The organism is Skermanella sp. (assembly GCF_059503625.1).
In genome coordinates this window covers 1-23,605 of record NZ_JCACHA010000305.1, presented here as the reverse complement: position 1 = coordinate 23,605, position 23,605 = coordinate 1, and the positions used below count along the sequence as shown (strand labels likewise).

The 23,605-nt window shown below is 67.8% G+C and carries 19 protein-coding genes; 4 read left to right on the top strand and 15 right to left on the bottom strand.

Annotation, left to right across the window (positions count from 1 at the left end; translation table 11 throughout):
- Positions 1 to 72: 72 nt before the first annotated feature.
- The gene (locus tag AC5JJ6_RS07055; protein WP_496041352.1) at positions 73 to 984 is read left to right on the top strand and encodes a thioesterase family protein; all 912 of its coding nucleotides are present in this window, start codon (positions 73 to 75) and stop codon (positions 982 to 984) included.
- 52 nt (positions 985 to 1,036) lie between these two features.
- Here the strand turns inward: AC5JJ6_RS07055 and AC5JJ6_RS07050 are convergent, their stop codons facing one another.
- Entirely contained in the window at positions 1,037 to 1,678 is a 642-nt protein-coding gene (locus tag AC5JJ6_RS07050; protein ID WP_496041351.1) for an SGNH/GDSL hydrolase family protein, read from the bottom strand.
- Between the two features lie 136 nt (positions 1,679 to 1,814).
- Positions 1,815 to 2,069, bottom strand: coding sequence for a hypothetical protein (locus AC5JJ6_RS07045; protein ID WP_496041350.1), 255 nt, complete (start codon positions 2,067 to 2,069; stop codon positions 1,815 to 1,817).
- A gap of 373 nt (positions 2,070 to 2,442) precedes the next feature.
- Between AC5JJ6_RS07045 and AC5JJ6_RS07040 the strand changes: the two genes are divergently transcribed.
- Both AC5JJ6_RS07040 and AC5JJ6_RS07035 read left to right on the top strand, forming a co-directional pair.
- A complete protein-coding gene (locus AC5JJ6_RS07040; protein WP_496041349.1) occupies positions 2,443 to 2,907 on the top strand; it encodes a hypothetical protein in 465 nt (154 codons plus the stop codon).
- A gap of 75 nt (positions 2,908 to 2,982) precedes the next feature.
- On the top strand, positions 2,983 to 3,135 hold the full coding sequence (locus tag AC5JJ6_RS07035; RefSeq protein ID WP_496041348.1) for a hypothetical protein: 153 nt from the start codon (positions 2,983 to 2,985) through the stop codon (positions 3,133 to 3,135).
- Positions 3,136 to 3,755: 620 nt separating this feature from the next.
- On the opposite strand, the gene AC5JJ6_RS07030 is transcribed toward AC5JJ6_RS07035, so the two are convergent.
- The 13 genes from AC5JJ6_RS07030 to AC5JJ6_RS06970 form a co-directional block, all read right to left on the bottom strand.
- Positions 3,756 to 5,633 (bottom strand): DNA phosphorothioation-associated putative methyltransferase, encoded by a 1,878-nt coding sequence (locus AC5JJ6_RS07030; protein ID WP_496041347.1) that lies wholly within the window; start codon positions 5,631 to 5,633, stop codon positions 3,756 to 3,758.
- Between the two features lie 107 nt (positions 5,634 to 5,740).
- Positions 5,741 to 7,150 carry an FtsK/SpoIIIE domain-containing protein gene (locus tag AC5JJ6_RS07025; protein ID WP_496041346.1) on the bottom strand — a complete coding sequence of 470 codons (1,410 nt, stop codon included), beginning with the start codon at positions 7,148 to 7,150 and terminating at the stop codon, positions 5,741 to 5,743.
- Entirely contained in the window at positions 7,147 to 11,100 is a 3,954-nt protein-coding gene (locus AC5JJ6_RS07020) for a hypothetical protein (RefSeq protein ID WP_496041345.1), read from the bottom strand. The genes AC5JJ6_RS07025 and AC5JJ6_RS07020 overlap by 4 nt, the downstream gene beginning before the upstream one ends.
- Positions 11,101 to 11,102: 2 nt before the next feature.
- Complete coding sequence (locus AC5JJ6_RS07015) at positions 11,103 to 12,650, bottom strand: hypothetical protein (RefSeq protein WP_496041344.1); 1,548 nt, start codon at positions 12,648 to 12,650, stop codon at positions 11,103 to 11,105.
- Positions 12,647 to 14,449: a hypothetical protein gene (locus AC5JJ6_RS07010; protein WP_496041343.1), complete on the bottom strand. Its 1,803-nt coding sequence runs from the start codon at positions 14,447 to 14,449 to the stop codon at positions 12,647 to 12,649. The genes AC5JJ6_RS07015 and AC5JJ6_RS07010 overlap by 4 nt, the downstream gene beginning before the upstream one ends.
- 8 nt (positions 14,450 to 14,457) lie before the next feature.
- Positions 14,458 to 15,318, bottom strand: a complete 861-nt coding sequence (locus AC5JJ6_RS07005) for a phosphoadenosine phosphosulfate reductase domain-containing protein (protein WP_496041342.1) — start codon at positions 15,316 to 15,318, stop codon at positions 14,458 to 14,460.
- A 14-nt stretch (positions 15,319 to 15,332) separates the two neighbouring features.
- Positions 15,333 to 18,524: a hypothetical protein gene (locus AC5JJ6_RS07000; RefSeq protein ID WP_496041341.1), complete on the bottom strand. Its 3,192-nt coding sequence runs from the start codon at positions 18,522 to 18,524 to the stop codon at positions 15,333 to 15,335.
- Positions 18,521 to 19,444 carry a DUF4007 family protein gene (locus AC5JJ6_RS06995; RefSeq protein WP_496041340.1) on the bottom strand — a complete coding sequence of 308 codons (924 nt, stop codon included), beginning with the start codon at positions 19,442 to 19,444 and terminating at the stop codon, positions 18,521 to 18,523. Before AC5JJ6_RS06995 ends, AC5JJ6_RS07000 begins: the two co-directional genes overlap by 4 nt.
- Positions 19,441 to 20,619: a cysteine desulfurase family protein gene (locus AC5JJ6_RS06990; protein ID WP_496041339.1), complete on the bottom strand. Its 1,179-nt coding sequence runs from the start codon at positions 20,617 to 20,619 to the stop codon at positions 19,441 to 19,443. The genes AC5JJ6_RS06995 and AC5JJ6_RS06990 overlap by 4 nt, the downstream gene beginning before the upstream one ends.
- Positions 20,616 to 20,942, bottom strand: coding sequence for a hypothetical protein (locus AC5JJ6_RS06985; protein ID WP_496041338.1), 327 nt, complete (start codon positions 20,940 to 20,942; stop codon positions 20,616 to 20,618). Before AC5JJ6_RS06985 ends, AC5JJ6_RS06990 begins: the two co-directional genes overlap by 4 nt.
- A 170-nt stretch (positions 20,943 to 21,112) precedes the next feature.
- Positions 21,113 to 21,517, bottom strand: coding sequence for a hypothetical protein (locus AC5JJ6_RS06980; protein WP_496041337.1), 405 nt, complete (start codon positions 21,515 to 21,517; stop codon positions 21,113 to 21,115).
- Positions 21,518 to 21,531: 14 nt separating this feature from the next.
- Positions 21,532 to 21,744 carry a hypothetical protein gene (locus AC5JJ6_RS06975; RefSeq protein ID WP_496041336.1) on the bottom strand — a complete coding sequence of 71 codons (213 nt, stop codon included), beginning with the start codon at positions 21,742 to 21,744 and terminating at the stop codon, positions 21,532 to 21,534.
- A gap of 157 nt (positions 21,745 to 21,901) precedes the next feature.
- A complete protein-coding gene (locus AC5JJ6_RS06970; RefSeq protein WP_496041335.1) occupies positions 21,902 to 23,296 on the bottom strand; it encodes a tyrosine-type recombinase/integrase in 1,395 nt (464 codons plus the stop codon).
- On the opposite strand from AC5JJ6_RS06970, the gene AC5JJ6_RS06965 reads away from it, so the two are divergent.
- Positions 23,283 to 23,605: hypothetical protein (locus AC5JJ6_RS06965; protein ID WP_496041334.1), on the top strand; the 323-nt coding region annotated here is incomplete at its 3' end. The two genes, AC5JJ6_RS06970 and AC5JJ6_RS06965, sit on opposite strands and share 14 nt — an antisense overlap.

Here is a 23,605-nt window from a genome sequence, read left to right as displayed (position 1 = left end):
CGGAGCGTGTTGCCGTCCCTGCCCGGGCGTGCTGACTGGGCAGCCGCCAGGCCAAGGTTATAGGAGGGCGCGGTGATCGAAATCGGGATGGGCAGCGTACAGGTGGGCGAATGCGACGTGATGGGACACATGAACGTCCGGCACTACGTCTCGCGCGCCCTCGAAGCCCTGGACTGGCTGGGGTTTGAGCTCGGATTAAGCCCCGCATACGCGCGCGAGCACGGGGCCGGGCTGGTATCGGCCGACCAGCACATCCGCTTCGTCCGTGAGCTCCCGGCCGGTACCCCGTTCTCGCTCCATGGCGGGGTCGTCCAGCGTCGCGGCCAGACCCTCAGGCTCTACCAGGAGATCCGGAACGTCGCCGCCGGCGCCGTGGCGGCGACGATCGTAACTGATGCAGTGCTGGTCGACACGAGGACCGGGGCCCCTCGCCCCCTGCCCTCTGGCATCGCCGAGGCGGCGGCACCTCTCACCGGCGCTGTACCGGACTACGCCGCCCCGCGGGGCCTCGGCTTCGGCCCTCCGCGTGAGCCATTGTCCTTGGAGCGCGCGGTGGAGCTCGGCCTGCGCCTGACCCACAAGGGCTCGGTCCAGATCGCGGAGTGCAACGAACACGGCTTGATGCGCGCCGATGGCGTGATCGCCCGCATCTGGGACGGCGTGCCGAACTCGCCGGCCCGCGGCGTGCGCGGGGAAGGCCAGCCCAGCGGCAAGGTCGGCAGTGCGGCGCTCGAGTACCGTCTGATCTACCACCGCCCCATCCGGGCCGGCGATCTGCTCACGGTCCACAGCGGCCTGAAGGCCGTGGGGAGCAAGACCACGACCTGGGCGCACTGGCTCTTCGACGGCGAAAGCGGAGCGGCAGTCGCTGCGGCCGAAGCCGTCGGGGTCTCCTTTGACCTCACGACGCGGAAGGCCATCGGCATGGAGGAGGAAGTGCGCCGCGCGCTGGAGGACCTCGTTGTGCCCGGCATCTCCGTTTAGCGGCATCAGCGGACCTGAACCGACCTACTCCCTCGCAACGGAGGAGCCGCCCTCACCCCCGGGCGAAGACCTCGGAGCGGCGCCGGGCGAAGTCGTGCCGGAGGACGAGCTCAGTGATGGCGGAGGCAATCTTCGCCCCACCGCGGGCACTGGGCTCGATCGGGTTGGCGTAGTCGGCGTCGTCACTGCAGACCAGGCGCAGGTCGACCAGCGGCAAGCCGCGCCCGAACGCCTCGAGGGTGATGACGTCGTTGAACGCGGCCAGCGCCGCGACCGCCGCGCGCTGCCGGACCGGATCGGGGAAGCGCGGGTCGTATATCGTGCAGACCGCAGTCGGCAGGCCGCGACCGAGCACCGCGTCGAGCATGGCCCGGTAGTCGCGCGCGAACGCATCACGCACCTCGGCGATCCTGAGCAAGGCCTCAGCGACCGATCCTACCCGCAAGTCGAGGACATCCTGCCGGCGGAGGGCGTCATTCCCACCAATGCTGACGACCACGTGCGTGGCGTCGCGCGGCAGCCGCTCAAGCTGCCCACGCACGCTGCGAGTCACCGCGCCGTCTACCGCAGCCAGGGTCGCGCGCCAGTCGGTAGGCAGGCGCCCTCGCAGTTGCCGGACAACGTCCGGCTCACCGGGCATGACATAGGCGCCGTTGTCGAACACGGAGTCTCCGAGCAGGACGATGTGCCCCATGCTTGCTCCTTTCCTGCTGTGCGCCCCCCTCCTCGGTGTCGGCGCCTTCGAATGGCTCATGGTCGTAGAGGTAGAGGGTGACGTGGCCAGTGTAGCCGCCAGCCCAGGCCAGCACCTCAGGCAGAGGCGCGGGCCCCTAGCCGCCGCAGGCGACTGCCGCGTCCCAGGGAGCGCCATCGGCGCAGCAGTCCGCGGCCGTCGGCTCCACAACGCCCCAGATCCGGCGCCACCTGTCCTTCTTACGCCGGTTGTCGGCGATGTTGGCGATCACCCCGCGCTCCGTCTGCTTCGGGGTGCCTGCCGCACCGGCCGGCTCCGGCTCTAGCATTGTCGTCCGGCAGGACAACCGATCATTGTCGCTGCCGTGTCCTGGGCGCCGGCCGATGCCCATCGCCGCCATCCACGTCCTACAGGGGTCGTAGAGGGCGTTCGCTGCCGATGCAGCACCCCGCGCCCGTGCCCCGCTTCGGTGCTGCCCCTGCGCGGGCTACGTAGGGCTCGCACGGGGCATGCCCCTTCCCGCCCCTGCGCGGGTCATACAGGGGAATGGCCACCTCCCTGCACTCTGCGTGCGTCCCAGCCCTACGCGCCCCTGTGCGGGCTCCGTAGGGCGCTCGTGGCGCCAGGCTTCGCCCGCGGGCACGCCTGCCGAACCGGACGGCTCCCGTGACGGCGAGAAAGGTGGAGTTGGTCCCGCCTTTTCGGTTGGCCTTCTGGACGATGGCTGTAGAGCGATTGGCACGGAAGCAGAACAGGAGCCCCGGATGTCCGTGCTTAAAACCCTCAAGCTGGGCAAGGCTGCGCCCATCGCTGCCCCTGCCGACGCCAAGGGGCGCGCGAGGGCGAAGGTCATCGCCCACCTTGAGCAGCAGAAGCAGTTGCTCGCGGCCCACGTGGATGGCCACGCGCTGGAGGCGACGCGCCCCGTCTACCGGACGAACGATTCCGGCGAACGGGTGCGGGTGATGCACCCCGTGCATGTGCGGCGCGACTGGTTCGAGGACGCGACCGGCACCGTGCATTTTATGGTGCGCTACGGCGCCAAGCCACTGCCGCTGGACAAGGCCGGCAGCACCAGCGTGGAGGTGGGCGGGCTCGACTCGCTGCCCGGCGTGATCGACACCCTGCTCGCGGCGGTGCGGTCTGGAGAGTTGGATGCGCAGTTGGCGACGGCGGCGCAGGAACGCAGCAAGGCGTTCAAGCGCCGAACCGGCACGAAGGCTGCCTGACGGCCGACTCTACCTGTCGCAACGGGTCGGCCATCGTCGGCCGGCCCCCTCGATCACCGGCAAGAGGATCATGGCATGGATGAGTTCGTGGCGGTCGTGCGCCTGCCCAATGGGCTGACGCAGCGGATGACGATCCAGGCCGACGACAGCGGCAAAGCGCGACAGGTGCTGGAAGCGCAGTACGGGCGCGGCTCCGTGCTGACACTCGACCGACCGCAGAAGTGGTGACCTGTGAGTACGGCCAAAGTAAACGAAGCTGGCTCGTCATGAGCATGGGTCAAACCCCAAGCCTCCGCCAGTTCCCATGCGAGTCGTGCTCTCCGCCTGACCAAGCCCCGCGCTGAGTGGCAGGTTTCCTGGGGTTTTCGGGGCAGACCTCTGCACTGGCACCGCGTGGAAAAGGGCGGAAACCGCTTTCTCTCCGGCAATTCTCTCCAGACCTGTGCACTTGGCCGATCTAGTTCGCCAGGCAAAAAAATTGAGCTAAAGCAATAGCTTGCGGGCGCGCATCAGACGGTCAGTTTCGCAATCCAAGCGGCCATGCAACTGCATCTGAGGGCGAGCCTCCCGGTCAATTTCGCTGCGGTGAGCGGCCCCGATGCCCGACGTGCTGGTGCGCATCGCTCAATGCAGCGAAGGCTTCGTAACCGGTCGCGCATCGAGTACGTGGCGGTGGGCACGGATGCACAACAGCACGCCCTCGTGCATCTCGTGCTCGGTGATCCTGGTAATCTCACGCAAGTGCCGAGCTGTGACACCTACAGGCTGGCCGAGGCCGGGAAGTGAATTGCACCTCCACGTCGGGCCACCCACCGGTCACTTCCACGCGCCCCTCTCCAAGCTACGCCCTAGCTGGGCTGCCCAGCGGTGTCGGGTCGGTTTTGGCCGTCTGCTTGCTCGCTTTGGCGCTTCCGCATCAGTTCCTGCAGTTCCGCCATGCGCGGCCCCCTGCCGTCGGGGCTCACGATGCCCGAGGCGAGCAGCTTGCCGTCGAACGCCACCTGCTCTTCCCGTTCCGGCGCGTCAGCGGGCAGGAAGCGCCCCTTAAGGTAGAGCACTAGGCCTTCGGGCCGATCTACCGTGACCCTGGCCCGGCCAAGATCCACCCGCGTGGTCTCGGAGATGACGGGCAGCCGAGCCGAGGCGTCGAGACACTGGATGAACTTCAGCCGCGGCGCGTTGAGCTTCATGTCGATGAAGTCAGCACCCTCGACGCCTCCACGGAGCAGGCCACCGCACAGGACGCGGAGCCGGACGACAGGGGGTAGTCGGTCGAGCGTCGATGCCGCGAACCTGAAGGTGTGGGCGTCACGCATGGCGCCCAAGCCCGCCGAGGCGGCGGCGTCGATGCCCGCCTGGACGGCGTCCGGCTTGCCCGCCGAGAACATGAGGCGCCTTGCCTCCTCCAGAGCAGCAGCGTGGCTACTGAAGAAAGTCCTGACGTCCCGCTGGAGCGACCGAGGCAGCGTCGCGTAGCGCGGCGCGCCCGGGAACATCAACATCGCGAACCGGATCAGGTGGTCCTCACGGCGCGTCCCCGAGGCGACGGCCATCTGCTCCTGATCAAAAAGCTCGGAGAGGCACATCGCCGTCGCGCGCGCGGCGGACACCCCGGCCGCGCGGAAGCGCTCCGCCAGGCCCCGGGGGAACTCCTCGGGATCCAGCGCCCGCCCACGCGAGAGCATCTCCTCCCAGAGCGCCTCAAGTTCGGGCCGGATGCGCTCTATCAAGTTCGGCCGGATGGTTCCAATCTGGGTCCGGTCGCGCTCCGGCGGGCGCATGCCCACCGGGCGAACGACGGCGCGCGACTGGCGCCGGAACAGGACCTCCTGTTCCAGTTCCTTGTCCCGGAATACGGCGAAGACGCCGGGCCCCAGGGCAAGCGGTGCCTCACCCAGTACCTCCTCGATGAAGTCCCGGAGTTCCTGCTGGCCGAAGTACTTTTGGAAGGTGCCCCGGGAGGTCAGGTGACCGTCCCGGTAGGGCCGCAGCGCCGTCAGGTTGGCCTTCCCCATGACCATGACGGCCACGACCATGGCGCGCCGCGCGAAAGACCAGGCGGCACGCAGGGTCTCCGCGCGTTCGTGCCGGTCCTCGACCACGTTCAGCACAAAGCCGAGGTTCACCAACTCGGCGGGTCGACGGGGGCCGTCGGGGGCATGGTGCGGGTCCCAGCCAAACGCCTCATATCCCGCCGCCGTCAGCGCGGCCACGTCGTCGCCCAGGCCGCAGCCGTAGTCGAAGACGTCGCTGCCCGGCCCGAGGACGCCGTGGCCAACGGCCAACTGCATGGGCTGCGATAGGTCGCGCCTCGGGATCGCCGTTTTGTGGCGGGCCACTTCCAAGGCCTCCACGCCCACCGGCACGATGGCTTGCCCCTCGACGCGAAGGCCCTTGGACGCCAGCAAGTTAGCCCATTGCCGCCGGTTGCCGATCTTGGTCGGCTCCGCGAACAGGCCGTGCTCCTCGGCCGCTCGCGTCAGTGCCGCGAACTTCGGGCGCCTTGCGTCGCTGGACGGCAGCAGCGCTTCTTTCCGGTGGAGGATGGGCGGGTTCTCCCGCTTCCTGTAGTCTATCGGCGTCTTGGCGCCTGTCTCCAGGTCCACCTTCAGGGACGTGAGCAACGCCGGGAACGGGGCGGTGTCGAAGTCCTCGTAGAGGAGCAGCGAAACCGACCCCGGCGTTACTTTCGCTACGTTCCACTCGATGCCCCCAGCGACGGCCACAGCACGCTCGACCACGCGCCGCATTTCGTCATCGAGCGCGCTGGAATGCACGTACAGCGCACCGCCGACTCGCTTCCCAGTGCCTGCCAGCGGGCGGCGGGCCATTTCTACCCCCGCCAATGCGCCGCGATTGCGGCGGCTAAATCAAAGGCGAGGTCGTCGTCGAGGAACGGGCTCTGGGCAAACGTCAGGTTCGTCTGGTTCGAGGGGCGCTCGTTGGCTAGCTTCGCCGCAAAGTGCCCGTGGCCGAGGAGGTCCTCTGCTCCGCCTTCATCAAGCACGATGCGCGAGTTCACCTGCGAGGAGACCCGCAGGCAAATCTTGTTGTTCATGTTGGCCTTGATCTGCCCCGGCAGCGCGTCCTTGTCGGGCCGCTGCGTGATGAGGAACAGGTGTATGCCGGCGGCCCGCGCTTTCGAGGCCAGCCTGACGACGTAGCTCTCCACGGCCTCGCGGTAAGCGGCGTTGTCCTTGTCGGCCATCCAGTCGCCGAGCTCGTCATGGAAGAAGTAGATGCGCGGCAAGCGGTGCTCGGGCGGCACCTTCTGGTTGTAGCGGTCGATGTTCGGCGCCACCTTCGTGATGGCGATGTAGCGCTGCTCCATTTCCTCGACCAAACCCTTCAGCGTCTCGACCGCCTCCTCCTGCGTGCGGACTAGCCCGCCGTCGAGGTGCGGCATGGTCTCAATCCATGGATAGTCCCCGCCGCTCTTCGGATCGACCATCCGGATGCGCGCCTCCCGAGGTGAGTTGGTGGCGCAGATGTCGAGGATGATGTTGCGCGTCAGCACGCCCTTGCCGCCGCCGGTCTCGCCCGCGATGAGCGTGTGTGGCCCGTGCTGCGGCTGCGCACCGAACGCAGCACCTAGGTTCAGGTAGAGCAGCCCCCCGTCCATCTCGCGCTCCCCGAGGAGGAAGCTGGTGTTGGATTGGGGCGCCCCTGAAGGGAGTGCCCGGCGCTGCCAGGCCGCGCATAGGTCAAGTATGGCCCTCTGCTCGCGAGCCACCGAGACCACCACCTCACCCTTCTCCGGCCGAACGGCAATGATGTCCAAGCCGTGGGAGGTAAGGAGCACCTCGCGGCGCTTCTCGACCTCCGCCAACGTCATGCGATCGGTGCCCTTGAACCGCACGAGCGCCGCGTTGGGCGTCAGCCGGGCGCCGACAATCTCAGCATCGAGTGCGTAGCCGCGCAGGGCGACCCTGAGCCGGTGCTTCGTCGCTTCGAGCCACTCGTTCGCCGCTAACTCCGAGTCCTGCCGGATGTGCTTCCGCACGAACGACATCACCTCGGGCGGGTACGCGCCAGCATGAGCCTCCGACAGGCTGTCGCTGTCTGCCGCAGGCGCGCGGACGTGAGCGATCGTCTGGCCACTGTCGCTCCCGCTGTTAGGCGGGATGGGCGGCCGAGTAAGCTTGTCCTGGGCCTCGGGAGTGGAGGACACCAGCCGCGGAGGCTCTGTCCGCCCCAAGGGCGCGAACGCGGCTGTCGCCGGAGGAGGAAGTTCGATCTTCATTGTGCCTGCTCGCTAGCGTGACGAACCTCGCGGAGGATAGTCGCAATATCCGTACGGTCGAACGTCACCTGTGCTTGCTCCGGGCTCGGAGACGGCAGGGGGTCTGGCCTCCCATCCGTCCGGTCGTGGACGAATACCAGCGACACCCCGCGGATCCGGGTGGATACCTCGTCGGCCCTGACAAGACGCGCCCATTCCTGTGCGGAGCGCCCGGCCGGGGTCGAAGTGAACGAGCCGTGTTCGAGTAGCAGGTCCGCCAGCCTCGTCAGCCACGTCGGCCTGTTCAAGGAGTCCTTCTGCAGGACGACGCGGTCCCGGAGGTCGTTGGTGGTCGCCCGCATCTGCGACATGGACTTGGCCAGCGACGCCGCCTCGTCGGCCACGTTCACGAACTTGCTCTCGACCACGACGAGGTCGAGCACAGGAGTCCCATCCTCCTCCCCCAAGCAGGCCACCAGGAGGTCGGCCTTCTTCCCGGTGTGGCCGAGCCAGTCCGCAAAGTCGTCGAGCAGCAGCCAAGCCACCGGCACGAAGCCCTCGGGCACAGAGTCGGCGACAACGCGCTTGCTCAGGACAAGGCCCAGGAGCTCCAAGGCATTGTTCTCCAGGCGGGCGGCCCTGAGGACCACCCTGCCGGAGATACGGGCCGCCTCCCTCACGCAGGCTTCGGCCGTGCGCTGGGCCGCGTCGCCCGGCTCGCCGATGATGGGCCCAATGGCATCGGTCAGCTTGCCGAGAAGCATGGTGCCGGGGTGCCGCGTGGACACGACGAGGTTGTGGTCGCTGCCCGGCTTCGTCACGAAGCGGATGATCTCGACGCCGTTGCTGCGGAAGAGCTGGAGGTCCGCGATGGCGTCGTAGGTCACCACCCAGTGGGCCACTTGGTGGGCCTGCCGAATCACCGCCCCTACGCCGCCGTCGTCGAAGCTGATCTCCCGCACCGGGACGAAGTGGCCTTCTGGCGCGTCACGGTTGTCATCGTGGTAGTCCCGGACGAGGTCGAGGTAGGACTGAACCTCCTCGGGCCTACCCGGCGGTACGAGCAGGACCTCGGTTTTCCGCGAGCCGAGCTCCGAGTGGCGGCGCCTTGTCTCGCACTCTGGGACGTGCTCGTCGAACGCCAGCCAGCCGCCCGGCGGGTCGCCTGCGCGGCGCCAGGCGGTGGAGGCGCTGCGTGCAATGACGTCATGGAGGAACACCACGTCAGAGGCGCTCTGGACCTGCTTCCCCGCGTCGAAATCCCCGACATCCAGGAAACCCACTCGCAGCCGCGACAGGAAGCCTGCGGTCGCCTCGCTCGCCAGCACCCCGTCGAGTTCCTGGCTGATCGCGACGTTCTGCTCCGCGTAGATCTGCCGAAGCCTCGACTGGTCGGCGTGCGTCAGGATGAGGTCGCAGCGCAGGTCCCTCTCGCTCTCTACCATGCGCGCGAGCCGGTCGGCGACACGCGCGGGGAGGTCACGGTTGTCGGCGTTGTAGAGGGTGACCGAGAAGTTCGAGCGTTCATGCGGCTGGAGATCCAGGTAGTTCCTGACCTCATCGAGCAGCGCGTTCGCCGCCATACCCGCGTGCGACTCGAACGACTCCTCGGCCCCCTGGTCAGCGGTGGGCGCCTCCATGAGGCCGAAGTCGGCGTAGCTCTCGGTCTCAGCCAGCAGGCGAGGCCTCGGCGCCTCCTGGCAGACCACCACTCCCGGGTGCCAGCCGCCGGTGCCCAAGCGCGCCACGGACTTGGCGAAGGTCTGGACATCCCAATCGAGAGCGTCGGTCGAGACGATACGCCGTAGCGCCTCGGCCACGCGCCTCGCCTTGGTCGCTGCCTCGGCAAGCCTGAAGGGGTGCCAGGGCGTGCAGATGGCGGCGCGCGGCCGATCCTCGGAGAAGGCGACCCCGAGCGCCAGCATCGGGCGCCAAAGCGCCGAGCGGCAGTCATCCTTGCGGGCGGACCTCCGGAGCTCGGCAAGCAGGTTACCGTACGCCCGCGATTGCCGGAAGTGCGCGGGCGAAGCGAGGCCCTCTCCCGGCTTTTCCACCATCGCCCTGACGGCTTCCTCGTAGGCCGACCTGAAATCGGAGAACCGCGCGCCGATGGTGTCCGCCGCGGCCTGGCCAAGGACGCCCTCGGCGCGGAGCCGCGCCAACCCCGCTTCGAACTGGCGGCCGACATCCAGACCAGGGTCGTTCGCGTCGGCGAGCATCCCGTCCTCGCGGCCGAAGGCATCCTGCACCGAGCCGCGCTTGGTCAGGTCGATCCGGTCGTCTGTGAGACGGTCCGTCGCCTGCGCCCGCGAGAAGCGGCCCGAGCCGAGCAGGGCACTTCCGTCCAAGGGACCGGCAACCTCTCGCATGTTCGCGGAGTAGCTGGAGGCAAAGGAGCTGAGCGGCATCGACCAGACCAACTGCGTGGTGTGCGCCACCTTGCGGAGCGCCTGCGCCGACGGCCCCCCGTTGAGCAGATCGGCCGCTGGAACCACGAAGATGTCGAACTTGAACTGGCGCGAGGCCGCGGATGTCTTGACGCTCGCGCCGTCGCCTTTGTCCCATTCGCCGGACCAGCAGAGCCCGAAGTCGCAGAGAACGCCCGCCTGTTCGAGGATAGTCGGTAGGCCACGATACCTGTCGCGGAGGAATCGGCAGAGTTCGGCGTTGTGCTTCTCCCAGAACGACGCCTTGTCGGCACCCTGCAGGCGGACGAAGACGCGCGGCTCCGGCGGCAGCTTCTCCGCCGCCCCAATCAGGTCCGCGATGGCGACGAACAGGCCGAGCACGAAGTCCGAGTGTTCCTCCGTCTTGCTGAAGACGTAGCGCTCCCAACGCTTCAGCAGGCGGCTGTCCTCCTTCAGGTTGTCCCTGTGCCGGAAGAAGAACTCCCGCTCCTCGTCGTCGGCGCCGTCGATCTGGCTGACCGCTTCGAGAACTTGCCTGTCCGCCGAGGAGAGTTCCTTCGGCATCCGCGTCTCGAAGAACGTCAGCGTGGCCTTGCCGAGCGCGGCGACCTTCTCGCGCTTCGTGGTCGTGACGAGTTGCTCGACGACGTCCCAGCGGAGAGCGACGGCCACCTCCTGGGACGGCTGCCACTTGCCCGGCTCCAGGGCATGGTCCTTGATGAGAGCAGACAGGATGTCCGCCTCGTCCTGGGTCAAGCGGTCGTCGCCGCACAGGTCGCTGAGCTTTTCGCGAAGCGCAGCACGATCGAGAGGGGCCCCTCTTTCGGTGCGGAGGTACAGGGCGTCGTCCGTCCGCCCATGCACCTCCTGGAACGCCTCCGCCCATTTCTCCGGCGACCGAATCGGGCCGCGAACGCTGAACTCCTTGAAGCGGCCCGCCCCACGCGGGATGCGAAGCTCCGGAAGGGCTTCGTCCAACGCACGTTCGATCGTCATCGAGTGGAAGTGCATGTCGAGCGCGTGGACGAAGCGCGCAAACATCGCAAGGCCGCGGACTAGGACACCCGAGCCGACGATGCCGCGGAACACACTGGCTAGGTGGGCCTTCTGCCTGTCGTTCAGGGAGGGAAGATTGGCGCAGGCGTCCATCCAGAGGTCCGGGTGGTCAAGCAGCGACCGCTCGGACAGCTGCCTGATTTCCGCCGCGGTCTTGCCGACCACGTCCAGTTGCTGAGTTGGGACCGCGAACACGATGGCGGAGACGCCTACAGGGCGGGCCATTGACCGAAAGTAGGTTAGGTTCTCGGCCGTCAGCATCTCCGGCGGGAGCGTCCCGTCGGACAGGCTGCCATGCACCTGGACCAGCGCTCCCGGGACGTCGCGTGCGACGCGTAGGGCGGCGGCGCTGGTGAGGTCCGCGCCGAAGCCCACGATTTGGAAGAGCGAACAGCGGCCCGGGGCGTCGGCCACCTCCTGGGCGATGCGCGATGTCGTCACCTGTGCCACGAGGTCGCGGGGCCCCGCCGAGGCGGCCAGGAGCGGGGGTACAGGAACCACGTTCACGTTCATGGTGCCTCCACCCAGAAGGGATTGATGACGAAGGCGCAGTCGTCGGACAGCCTCTTCAGTAGTCCGAGCACGCGGAGCCTCTCCTCCAGGTGCCGCTGGTTGGCCTTCAGGTGCTCGTAGTTGACATTCGCGTAGACCCGCTGGCCTACACCAGAGCCGAGCACCATGCCGTACCGCTCGTTCAGCCGGTCGAGGAAGGCTTCCAGCTCCATCGGACTGGTGACGTTGGCCAGGACGAGTGCCTCCAGCAGGCCGTCGCTGGCCGCATACCACCGCCCCGTCCCGGGACGCGCGACAGCCAGCCCAATACGTTCAGCGTAGAAGCCGACGACCCGGCCCAGATGCCCGTCATGGTTGGAGATCGCAGCCGCGACGACCTCGCCGGGCAGTTGCTCGATCTCGAAAGCGCCCTCCGGCTCGAAGCCGAACCGCCGCTTCAGCAACTCACGGACAGCCTTCTTGGGGTTTGCCTGCCCCTTGGCCTTCGCCCATTCCTCGGAGGCCGTGAGGTCCGACACGAGCCTCTCGATGGCCCTGCGGGTCATACCCCTGTGGCTCGCGTAGGCATCCCTCGACACCTTGCGGACGCCGACGGTGTCGGGGCTCACCATGTCGAGCGGGAGCAGTGGCCTGTCTCCCCGCAGCGTCTCGGCGGCGCGCTCGAGCATGTAGCGCACGACGGCCAGTCCCGAGAGCCGCATCAGGGGCTCCGGCAGGTTGTCGCCCGGCAGGGCACCGAGCGAGAGCAGCGCAAGCCAGTCCTCGGCGAGAATGCGGTAGGTAGGGTGCGTCCGCAGCGGCAGGTAGCCGATGTTGTCGAACGTGACCGGGATTTCCGGCTCGTCCGGCTGCATGACCTTCGCCAGCTGGTTCCACCTGCTGCCGCTTCCGAGCAGGCGCTCGCGGATCGGCGTCTCAAGTTGATCGGCAATCCCGCTCCTGTTCAGCATCAGGAACAGGAGCTCGCCTCCGCGCGAGAAGAACCTGCGGTCCTTGTCGATGTTGCTCTTCTTTTCACCGTAATCGGCCGTGAGCATCGCGGGACCGCGGGGAGCCAAGTGCTTCGACGTCGGTCGGCGGTCCCGGCCCGGTTCCACCTCGCTGCTGCGCAGCAGGTCCACCGCGTTCCGGAAGGCGCCGAACCGGGTGAACCGCTCCCGGAGGTAGCCGAATTCCTTCTCCGCCTCATGCCCCGTCATCCGGAACCAGTCGGCCCACATCGTGGCGTCAGAAGCCGTCTGCCTGTTGGCGATCTCGTCGATGTGGCGGTCCGAGAAAAGGATGCGCCGGAGTGCCCGGCGGCGCGCCAGTCCGTACGGGAAGTTCTCGTGCTTGCCATTCGGCAGCCCGGGGAAGATCCGGCCCTCATTTTTGTCGGCCGCCCTGTGCGCCATGACGCCCATGGCCTCCAGCAGCAGTAGCCAGGGCGTCTGGTCGTTGTAGAAGCGATGGCCCCAGATTTGCTGCTCGAGCCAGACCTCGACCTTGATATCGAGGCTGGCTGGCGGTTCGAGCGCGCCGGCGAGGACGTTCAGGGCAGTCATGCGGTGACCTCAATCGGTTCTTCGCGCAGGGCGCCGTCCGGTCCGATCCGAACCAGGCTCATCTCAGAGAGGCTGTCGCTGTCCACGAGGCCGCGACGGGCGAGGCCCGCCACAGCTCGGAGCCGGAATTGGCGAAGCTCCTCGAAGCACTGTCGGGAGAAGCTCCCAGGTAGGCTGCCGCCATGCACGCGGAGCAGGTACTCGAACAGCAGCGGCGTCATGGCGTGGCTGTCCACAACCGGGGCGCCGCCGCCCTCGGCACGCACCACCATCCGCGGCCTCCCGTGCGGGCCGTTGGCATCGAAGTCGAAGTGGATCCGCTCCTTCTTGGAGGGGCCGACCCGCATGGCCACGTCGAGCACGCGCCCAAGTCGGCTTTGCGTATTGGCGGCTGGGGCAGCGAACCACACCGCCTGACCCTCGTCACACATCATGCCGGTGTACGTCCGGTTCAGCCCGACCACGAGGCGGTGCCGGATGCGGTCGACGGGGCGCCCAGCTGCGAGGTCCTCCGCGAAGCGTAGGTATGTCGCCCCGTGCGTGAAGACGGTCAGCCGCCAAGGGGCGAAGAGCCATTCCCCCTCCGATGGCAGGAGGAAGAACAGCCGCCGACGCTGCCCCTCCAAGGCCGCGCGGAACCGCTCGAAGTCGTCGAGGTTACCCCGCTGGTAGGCCCGGCGGATGTTCTCGAACGCCTTCCCCGCGAACTGATTGTCGGATGAAACCAGGGCCTTGTAGCGGTCCCCGGGCACCCCATCCACGAGGAGGCCGTCGATGGCGTTGTTCGTCTCCCGGCCGATCCCCATGCTCTCGAAGACCGTGAAGGCGCGATACTGCTGGCGCTGCGAAACCGCTGAGACATTCAGGCCAAGCGCGTTGTCGAAGGGGTTCGCGCACGCTGCGGCGTTCTCCTCCACCAAGGCGTGTGCCGTCGAGCAGTGCAAGAGCCCGGTCGCCCGGTTCGAGACGCCGAGGACCACGTTCACGGCAAGCAGGAGCACGTGGCGCATCGGGAGGTGCATGTCGTTGTGGGCGGCCAGCCGGATCAGCTCCCTTAGCCTGCCGCGCATCCCCGTCCCGTCGGTTCCGGTGAGGACACGCAGGTTCCGCCGGATCGGACACCGGTCGGCCTGCGCCAGGGGACAGGGCGCGCAAGCAGCCCAGCCGGGGTGGCCGTCCAGAGCGTCCACGACCTCGTCGAAGAGGCGATCGTGCGACTGCCTGCTCAGGTTATAGAGGGCGAGGCGGAGGTGGGGGTCATGCTCCGCGTCCTCCTTGAGCAGCGTTCGAATGCGGTCACCGACACCGGCCGCCTCAGGATATTCCTTCGCGTGTTCCCGCCAGAAGCGCAGCAGCTGGCCGTCATTCGCGGCGACAAGAAACAGTCTGTCGGGCGCCCTGCCGAGCAGCGCGGGGAGCAGACCCTCCAGGATGTCCTTCTGGTCCGGCTTGTCGAAGAACCAGCTCAAGTCCTTTACCACTGTGAGGACACGGCCGCCGACGCGGACCTCGGCCAGCGCGTCGTGGTGCGCCCACCCATCCTCCGTTCCGCCCAGTTCGAAGAACACCTGGCGGCAATGCCAGGTCTTTCCGTCGCCCGCCGTCCCGGTCAGGATGACGTTCACTGCTTCCGGCGAGCGGAAGTTCTGCACGAGGTCGCCTACTCGCAGACTTGGGACGTGCAGGGGCGCCACGCCCAGCTTGGCGGCCGCGCCGGTCACGTGCTCGTCCCAGATGGAGTCCGACGATGCCGTTGGACCGTAGGTCCGGAGGAACTCGACGAGCGGGTTGCTGTACATGGCGGCGCTCACAGGTGGCAGATCGCGCAGCCGTCGTCGTCCGACTTCGGCTTCATGGCGCGCCTCGGCATCCGCTCGACATCCTCCAGCGAGCGGCCATCGACCCAGGTGTACCTGCGGCCATTGCGGCCGGTCTCGTACTCCTTAGCCTTCTCGAAGAGCTCGGGATGGCGCTCCTTCAGGCCCTGCCACTCGCCGATCTGTTGGTAGAAGCAGAAGTAACAGCCCGACCGCGAGCGCCACTCGTAGTAGGCGGGCGCACCCATCCCGCTGTCCTCCAGCAGGCGCTGCACGTCGGCCAACACGATGCCGTCGTCCTTGAACGGGTAGACGGGCGTGATGTTGGGCTGCTCCGACAGCAGCACAGGCTTGCCGTTCCCCAGGTACCCGGAGCGGTTCTCGTCGGCGCGGATACCGATGTAGGAGTAGGCTCGGTCCGACCCGATGTGCTTCTCGAACGGGTGGATCTTCAGCATCCGAGTGCACCACCGCGAGCGCGGACTCGGCAGGTAGCCGGAGAAGTGGTCGTAGAGCACCACGTCGAAGGGGCTGCGTCCCGGCTTCTCGGCAACGCCGAGCATGTCCAGCGCTGTGATACGGGTGACCTTGCGGCCGAGGACGTGCTCAAGTCGCTCGAAGTAGTCGTAGGTCTCCGGCAGCTCGGCGCCCGTGTCCGAGAACACGTACTCGAACGGCAGATCCGGGTAGCGCTGGGCCAGGTAGATGGCCAGACCCGTGCTGTCCTTGCCCCCAGACAGCGGCACGATGTGCCGTGCCGAGATGTCCTTGGCCGCGTCCTCCATCTTGGCGACGGTCGGCCTGACCACGCCCCCCGGCTCGGCGCCGGTCGGCTCTTCAGCATTTTCCATTGTGGCGACGGTCGTCATCGCATTCCCCCCACGGCGACACACTTCGCCTCATCCTCCCACCTCAGGCGGCGTAGGAGGTCGTTCAGCTGCTCGATGCGGGCCTCGACGATGCCTGCGATGGGGTCGCCCGGCTGCGGATCGGCCAGGGCGACATCTTCGATACGGGTCCGGCACTCGCGGAGCAGGCGCCGCAACTGCGCCGACGTCCCGTCCTCCCACTTCTCTACCCCGCGCTGGAGCAGGACGGAGCTGACGGCGCGGGCGAGGCTCTCCGCCGAGTAGCGGCCGTTCGTCGTGTCCAAGGCGGTGCGCAGCACGGCCTTGTCCACCATCGTCAGGTCCTCCCGGCGCATCAGCGCGGGCACGTTCAGGCAGCGAACCCAGCTCTGCACGCCCACGAGCGGTTCGGCCCCGCGCACGAGGCTGAGCACCTCGCCCACCACCTCGACGGCCTCCCGGACGTAGCCCTCGACGAGCCTGTCCACGTCGTTGCGGGCCCTTTCCAGCGTCTTCAGCGTCGAGCCGAAGCGGCCAAGGTTCGGGAGGCGCGCGCCAAACACGCTGGGCAGCTCCTCGGTCACGCGGTGCGCAGGGTTCCCCTGCTCCGACAACAGGTTCAGGAGCTTGCGGCCGTCGTCCGTGTGGCGCCGCGACCGCCGCACCCCGTCCGAGATTGTCCGGCGCCATGCATTGATGGCATCAACCGCGAAGCGGACCGCCTCGTCCATCGGGCCCGGCCTGCGGTGGGCGAAGATGTAGGCGACTTCCGACAGGTAGCCGAGCGTGTTCGCGTCGGACGGGTGGACGTCGAAATTGACCCGCTGCGGCTCCAGGAACAGGCGGGCGGCGTCGAAGCCGAGCAGGTCGGCGGGGTAAGCGGCGTCCGTGTAGAGGCTCACTGCCCGACCGAACGCCTTGTAGCCGGCGACAACCAGCAGCGGCAGGACCCCCGCGGGCACACCATAGGGCGGCGACGAGAGCCGGGTGACCAGGGTGTCGAGCGTCTTAGTGCCCGGCTGGGTGAAGAACTCGGCAATCAGCCCCCAGACCGCCTGCATTCCAGGGTCTTCGATTTCCGACGGCTCGGCGAAGCGTCCGGTGGCTCCCTCCGAGCGGTGCAGACCCGTCTTCGCGAGCACGGTCCGGTAAACGGAACCTTCGGCGGAGGTCAGCTCCTCCTCGCGGTAGCCGAGGTTGGCCTCGTGTCCCTTTTCGAGCACGTGGGTCAGAACGCGGATGCGGGCGGTTTCCATCTGCCGCGACATCCGGTTCCGCATCACCTGGTCATTCACGATCCGGGGCGTGCTGCCGTAGAGGCCATTCAGCAGCGTCGTGGCAGCCATCCCAGCAGGGTGGTCCCGGTCCACGGGCAGCCGCTGGCCCGCGTGCCACCACTCGGCCCCTGCGGGGCGGTCGCTCGTCAGCCTGTGGAGGACCACCGCCAGCTGCCGCCGTGCTATCGCGAGCAGCTCCGTTAGTTCCTGCCGGATGAGCGGATCCTCAGCGAGCAGCGTGTCATCACACTGGAGGGACACCAGGGCATCAATTTCCAACGCCGCCTCGTGGACTGCGATGGGTTCGGATGGCAGCACCACGAGGGTGCGGTCGGACGCCGGCCACCCGGCCTCCACGCGCTTGCGCGCCTTGGCAAGCTCCTCGGCGGAGTCGGGCAAGACGTAGACCACGATGCCCCAGGGAGCCTCTGCCCCGGCCGGGGGGAACGCGGCGCCTGCCGCGACCTCGGAAGCCTTCATGTAGCGCCCGACGAGGTAGCGGGCGGTGCCGAAGCGCAGGTTGTGCCCGGTGGGGCGCACGAACGGCGCTGGGTGCTGCGCGTCGAGGAATCGCAGCAGGTCGAACCCCTCGAAGCGGCGCGCGCGCTCCTCGCAGACGCGGGCGTTCAGGTCCACGTCGGCGCCGTGCCAGATGGACACGTCATCGTTGAGCTTCCGGTGGACGAGGAGCTTCCGTCCGATCAGCGCCTCGATGGCCGGGGTGGCCTTCCAGAAGGAGGCGCCATCCTTGCTGGCCACGGCCGTCTGCAGCGCGCCCTGGGTCAGCTTCCGCCGCTCCCCGTCCACGCCCATCTGGAGGAGGCAGGCAGCGGCGAGAGCCTCGCGCTCGACGCCGTCAGACGCGCGGCTGCGCGCCGTCTCGGCCTCGACCCACCTACGGTGCGAACCGCCGATGCCGACGTCGGCGCGCATGGTGTCGGAGAATGCCTGGTAGACCTCCTCCATACCGACGGCGCGCGAGAGGTCGGCGCTCCGGATGAAGGAGAACAGGCTGCGCTCGTTCTGGCCGATGCGGGCGACCAGCCGCGGCAGGACATGCAGGGCCGCCGCCGACACGGGATACGCCCGGGCGAGCAGCGCCACCACGCGCCCCTCGTCAGCCATCCCGTCGAACCAGCCCGCCTCCATCGCTCCGGTCGCAACCCGCCGCAGGGCGGCCTCGCCAGGCGGTACGAGCCCTTGCGGGCGACGCTCCGAGATGACGGTGGCAGCCAGTTCGTAGAGCTCCTGGCTGTCCTCGACGAATCGGAGCTGCTGAAACCGCCCCTCGATCTTCCGCCACTCATTCCGTGACGTCTGGTTCAGGACGGTCGCGTAGGCGAGCAGGTTCTGGTGCAGCAGGAGGGTCAGGCTCGCCGATGGCTGCCTCGCCCTGTCGGTCCACTCGGCCAGCCTCTGGACGCCGTCGAGGTCGCGGGACCTGCCTTCATTGACGATACCTTCCAGGTGGCGTCCGAACTCGTCCCAGATCACCGCGACACGGTCGGTGTTCGCGAGGGATTCCATCGCGTCGAGTGCGCCGTCGATCGACTTCGCCTTCCGCGCGCCGATCGCCTCGCACAGCGCGCCCGGCAGGTCGCGAACATGCCCACTGAGGACGATGACGCGCCCCTTGGCACGCGACTTGGTTCGGCGCTCCGCCAGGATGGCGAGGTCCGGGTCGACGGCGCCGAGCCGTTCGATGACGGGCTTCAGCGCGGCTGCTGCGTCGTTGGTCACCAGGAGGGCGCCGACGCCAGCCGCGAGCGACTTGCCGCTCCCGTAGGCTGCAATGACCATGCGGGAGCCGCCCTCCAGCACAGACCTGACGACCGGCACAGAGCGCCGCGTCGGGTGGTAGTGCGTGAGCCTGCGCGGATCGCGCAGGTCCTCCCGGAGGTTGACCGAGCGGAAGTTGACGACGCCGCTCATGCCTTTGACCCGATGCGCTGGAAGTGACGATCAAGCCAGACGGCTGCGCCCAAGTCCGGCACCCGCAGCCTGCGCTCCGCGCCGAGGAGGTCGAGGCTGACACCGAGCGCCTTGTAGTCCCTGGCGGCGCGGATGCTCATGTCCTCGATGGCTTCGGCGTCCAGGCCAAGAAGGAGCCCCGGCGCCCCGCGGCGGCCGACCATCTCGCCAACCGACATCGCCTGCTGGTCCGTGTCCTTCGCGGCCGCGGCCACGCAGGCGAGGAACGCCTCGATGGGTGCGGCGTCGAGCGGGCGGGCCCGCTCGAAACGTCCGGTGTCGTCGTGCCGGAGCACGAGGCCGAGGTCGCGCAGCGGCGAACCCGTGCCCTCCTCCGGGTCCTGGCGCTCACCCGAAGCTGGCGAGGCGTAAGCCAGGAGCAGGCAGGCCACGTCGCGCTGTGCGACGCCCACGCTCGCCTCGTTCGTCGCGTGCAGGCGCAGGTGCCGGATGTACGCCTCGACGCACACCGCCCGATCGAAGGTCCGCTCGCGGAAGTCCGAGAAGAACCACCCCCATACGCTGCGGGTGCGCCGCGCGAGGTGAAGGTGAACGAACCACCAGGTGGCCGGGTACTCCATGAACGGGTCGCGTTGCGTCACGACGTTCGCCAAGCGCGTGGCAGCCAACGTCTTCGACCGCCGGTCCGCCTCGTCGGAAGCGACGACATCCGCGAGGCCGCTCGCCTCCATCCAGTAGCGCAGCGACTTCACCATCCGGGTGCCGAGACCGAGGCGGACCACCGCTCCCTCCTCGTCGCGGAAGTCACCTTCCTCAGCCATGAACGTGACGCCCTTGCCGAGCCAGCCGTGACGGACCGCGAAGGTCTCATGACGACCGTACTCGAAGCGCAGGCGCTCCTTTGCGGCTGCCGCACTCATGCATTCATCTCCAGTGCGCAGGCGACCATCCGGACGGCACGTTGGCCGTCCTGAATCGTGTTGGTCGCCGAGAATGAGAACCTGACGCTGCCGAACGCCTCGTTCTCCGTGAACCCCATGGCCCGCAGCACGTGGGACGGCTCCGGCTTCCCGCTCGAGCAGGCCGAACCCTGGGAGCAGGCGAGTCCGAGCGCATCGAGCCGTGCCAGTACCTCCATCCCGTCCCGGCCGGGGAAACAAACGTTCGACGTGTTGGGCAGGCGCGGCGAGGCATCGCCGTTCACCCGCGCCATCGATTGCAGCCCGAGCAGTGTCACCTCGAACGCGTCGCGGGCTGCGCGCATCCGTTCCGCAGCTCCATCGAGGTCCCGTGCCCGGGTCGCGGCCGCGAGGCCGAGCCCTGCGATGCCCGCGACGTTGTGGGTGCCCGAGCGCAGCCCGCGCTCCTGACCGCCGCCCCGGACCAGCGGCCCCAGACGCGCGTCCTCCGGGTCGGCAAGGACGAGGGCACCCACACCCTGTGGCCCGCCGATCTTGTGGCCGGAGAAGGCGACGGCATCGACACCCATTTCGACAAGGTGAACCGGCATCCGACCCACCGCCTGCGCGGCGTCGCAGAAAATGAAAGCATCGGGGCGCGCCGCGCGAACGGCAGCGCAGAGGGCGGTCATCGCCTGCAGGACCCCCGTCTCGCTGTTCGCCGCCTGCACCGCGACAAGCAGCGGGCCGGGCGGCGCGGCGGCAACGGCGCGCGCGAGGTCGCCCGCATCAACCACGCCGTCCGCGCCGACGCCGACGAGGGTCACGGGCCTGCCCATGCGGCCGAGCGTCTCTATCGGACGCAGGACTGAGGCATGTTCGACCACGGTCGCCACGGCGGAGCGCCAGCGGGGCCCCGCATCGCCCCCCAGGATGACGATGTTGTTCGCCTCGGTGCCCCCGGCGGTGAACAAGACGCCCTCCGGGTCGGCTCCGCCGATGAGCTCGCAGACTCCATCTCGGGCACGGGCGAGGACGCGCCGCGCCTCGCTCCCGAGCCAGTGGGCGCTGGACGGATTGGCCCAGACCTCCGCCATGGTCTGCGAGACCAGGGCGACCACCTCGGGAAATGGTGCGGTCGTGGCGTTGTGGTCTAGGTAGAGCGGGTGAGCGTCGGCCAGCGCCAGAGTGGTCATTCGCCCCTCCCGGCCAGGTAAGCCTGCCAGATCTCCTCGAAGAGGGCGGCAACCGACATTCCTCGGGCAGCCGCCTCGACCTTCACCTCACGGACCCGGTTCGGGGTCATGCGCACGCCGAGCGTGTCGGTGCGGCGTGGCCTGCGCACCTCATTGACCCTAGTCCCGCATCCTGCTGGCTGGTCGGTCATTCGCCCCGTCGACATGTCGTCATGACGTCCAACCAATGAATAAGCTCGCGCCTTCGTGAAGACAAGCATGATCTTAGCGGGAACGATGCGGAAACTGCCCTTGAGGTGGTCGCCCAGCCCGGATGACCGCAAGCACCAAGCCTAAACCATTGATATCGCCGCTCGCTGCGTGGTGTGCGGGCGGGCGGTCGTCGGCCTCAGCTGGGAGGGGCGGCGCTTACGGATGGGGCGCGGCGGCGTCCGTGGTCCCTGCATCGAGCCATGAGTGGAACCGCTCTGCCGACAATTTCCACCGCGCAGGCTTAAGGCCGGAACTCTGAAAGAATATTCGTGCCGCTGGTCCCGATGCTGGCCTTTCGCTGCCCCTCCCACTCCACCGGAAACGGCGCCATCAGTGCCGGCAGCGTCATGCCCTCAGGCTGGCTGCCATCCAGGATCGCCTCCACGAGATCTGGCGCCAGCAGCGTCAGCCGCAGGATCCGGCACAGATAGGACTCCGCCATCTTCTCCGCCGCGGCAATCTCCTTGATCGTGCCACAGCGCCCGCTTTCCAGTACGCGCCGCCAACGGAACGCCCGGGCCAGAGCCTTCACCAGCGTGGTGTCCGCAGCCGATGCGCCGCGGGGCGCCATGCTGCCCGGCGTCAGCACCAGCTTCCGCCCGCCTCGGTGCTTCCGGACCGCCAGCGGCACTCGGACGGTTAGCATCTGCGCGGCTCGGGTCATGCTGCCGCCCTCGCCGATCCGGCCGGCGTTGCCAGGTCTCGCGCCAAGCTGGCCAGGCCCTCCAGCTTCAGTCGCACGTCTGCGCCGCCAGCCCCGATGTCTACGCGGTCGACCAGGAGCCGGATGATCCGCGCCTGCTCGGCAGGGAAGAGCTCCTCCCACAGCGGGTCCAGCCGCTCCAGCGCCAGGCGTGCCTCGTCCTCCGTCATATCCGGCGCCGAGACCCGGGCCGCGCGACAGGCCCCGAGCACCAACTCCGGCTGGCGCAGCAGCCCCCGGACCTGAGCAACGGTCGCCTCCTCTACCTCGCTGCGACCACTCGGGCGATGGCCGGCGCGTCGACAAATGTCCCGGCTGTCGCCGTCTTTAATCGCCGCGCCGCTGACCCTTGATGCCTTTCAGAAGCTCGACTGCGTGCTGGGTGTGGATGACGTGGTCGTAGTGCGCTGAGATCTGCTCCACTGAGTTGCCGGCATTGTCGGCTAGCATGCTCAGGTTCACGCCGCGCTGGATAGCATCGGTGATAAAGGCATGACGCATACTGTACGGGGTCCTCACCAGGCCATGCCCATCACGGCTGAGGCCAAGCTCCTTCAGCACGGCCTTGAAGCCCTCTCCGAAGCGCGTGGTGGGCTCGCCGTTGGGCTTGACCCAAAGGCAAGCGTCCGGCCTCGGGTCAGGGTGCTGTGCCTCAATTGAATTTATGACCTCCTTGAGCCGCATATCCACGACCACGGGCCGAGAGCCGGTCTTGCCCTGCTGGACGCGCACCACGTAGTGCGGCGTCGACCCGTCGACGAACTCTACATCCCGGAACCTGAGCGTGGTGCCCTCCACACCAGGCCTGAGCCCGGTCAGCAGGTGGAAGCGCACCCACAGCCAAAGCAGCCGGCGCGATGCCTGGTGGTGCTTCTTCTTGGTCTTCTCGATGCGGCTCTCCAAATGAGCCAGCAGCTTCGCCTGCTCTGCTGCGCTGAAGGTCCCGCGGCGGTTCCGCACGAATTTGGTGGCGTCCAGCTCCGGCATTTCTGTGCGCGTGATACGGCCGTCCTTGATAGCGCGCTCGAAGATGTGCCGCACCAGCCGCTCGAACAGGATGCGGCTGTTGACACCTGGCTTGCGGATGTGCGTTCCGGGCATCTGCACTGCGAGAGGCTTGGTGTACTTCCGCCCCTTGTTGTCGCGCGTGCGGTACTGAATGCGCTTCGCCCCCTGCCCCGCCTTCCACTGCTCGAAGTAGGCATCGTGGAAACCCTTCATGGCCCGTGCATCCACCTTGTCCAGCGGAGTGTCGCCGAAGTGGGGCAGGAGGTAACGCCGGATCATGCTTGCCTCCATCTCCGCCTTCTGCATCCTCGTGTCGCGCTTCGCCGGGGGTGCCTGGTCGGCCGCGCGGATGCGGTGGGCGATAAAGGCTTCAGCCGCGCTGGTGAAGGGCGTGGCGCTGGTGCTGAGGCCCTGCTGCTCGCGCCACCTGACCTTCTGGTACCTCGCTTCGGCTACCTTCTTCGCCTCCTCGAGGCTGCGCTTCCCCGTCGTCTTGCGCTCATAGTCGCCGCTGGCCAGCCGCAGTCGATACTGCCACTTGCTGCTTGCGCCGGGCCGCCGGTAGACGACGAGATCGCCGTCATGCAGCGACATCTGCTCTGTCTCGGCTGTCTGCTTCGCGGGTACCGGCTCCTTCGCGGGCTCGGGCGCAGCGACAGAATTAACCGGGTTAATTTTCGGCTTGGCGCCGAACAGGGGGATGACTTGGGCCATTCTTGGGCTCCTTGGCTTGTTTTCCGATCTATTGCTTGCCAAGGAGAGCTGGGTTTCAGGGGCGCATCACTGCCCGATTGTGCAGGTTTCTTGCCTTTCCACTTCCCTCTTATACTTTCTTCATTGTGGCCTTGCCAACATTCACCGCAATCATCACCAGTTCTTCTTCTCTTGTGCAGAAACCTTGCATCACGTTCCTGTGCATGTTCTACAGGCAGGCGTTTGGAATCAAGGGGTTAGGCATCGTTGTATGTTTCACCCACAAGAAGTCCATCATGGTGAACATGGGCTGAGCCGGCAGGCGCGCCC

Coding starts and splice junctions, on each gene's coding strand:
- AC5JJ6_RS07005 (WP_496041342.1), bottom strand. CDS start 15,318: ATGGAAAATGCTGAAGAGCCGACCGGCGCCGAGCCGGGGGGCGTGGTC.
- AC5JJ6_RS06980 (WP_496041337.1), bottom strand. CDS start 21,517: ATGCTAACCGTCCGAGTGCCGCTGGCGGTCCGGAAGCACCGAGGCGGG.
- AC5JJ6_RS06970 (WP_496041335.1), bottom strand. CDS start 23,296: ATGGCCCAAGTCATCCCCCTGTTCGGCGCCAAGCCGAAAATTAACCCG.
- AC5JJ6_RS07015 (WP_496041344.1), bottom strand. CDS start 12,650: ATGACTGCCCTGAACGTCCTCGCCGGCGCGCTCGAACCGCCAGCCAGC.
- AC5JJ6_RS07000 (WP_496041341.1), bottom strand. CDS start 18,524: ATGAGCGGCGTCGTCAACTTCCGCTCGGTCAACCTCCGGGAGGACCTG.
- AC5JJ6_RS07035 (WP_496041348.1), top strand. CDS start 2,983: ATGGATGAGTTCGTGGCGGTCGTGCGCCTGCCCAATGGGCTGACGCAG.
- AC5JJ6_RS06975 (WP_496041336.1), bottom strand. CDS start 21,744: ATGACGGAGGACGAGGCACGCCTGGCGCTGGAGCGGCTGGACCCGCTG.
- AC5JJ6_RS07050 (WP_496041351.1), bottom strand. CDS start 1,678: ATGGGGCACATCGTCCTGCTCGGAGACTCCGTGTTCGACAACGGCGCC.
- AC5JJ6_RS06990 (WP_496041339.1), bottom strand. CDS start 20,619: ATGACCACTCTGGCGCTGGCCGACGCTCACCCGCTCTACCTAGACCAC.
- AC5JJ6_RS06995 (WP_496041340.1), bottom strand. CDS start 19,444: ATGAGTGCGGCAGCCGCAAAGGAGCGCCTGCGCTTCGAGTACGGTCGT.
- AC5JJ6_RS07040 (WP_496041349.1), top strand. CDS start 2,443: ATGTCCGTGCTTAAAACCCTCAAGCTGGGCAAGGCTGCGCCCATCGCT.
- AC5JJ6_RS07045 (WP_496041350.1), bottom strand. CDS start 2,069: ATGGGCATCGGCCGGCGCCCAGGACACGGCAGCGACAATGATCGGTTG.
- AC5JJ6_RS07025 (WP_496041346.1), bottom strand. CDS start 7,150: ATGAAGATCGAACTTCCTCCTCCGGCGACAGCCGCGTTCGCGCCCTTG.
- AC5JJ6_RS07010 (WP_496041343.1), bottom strand. CDS start 14,449: ATGTACAGCAACCCGCTCGTCGAGTTCCTCCGGACCTACGGTCCAACG.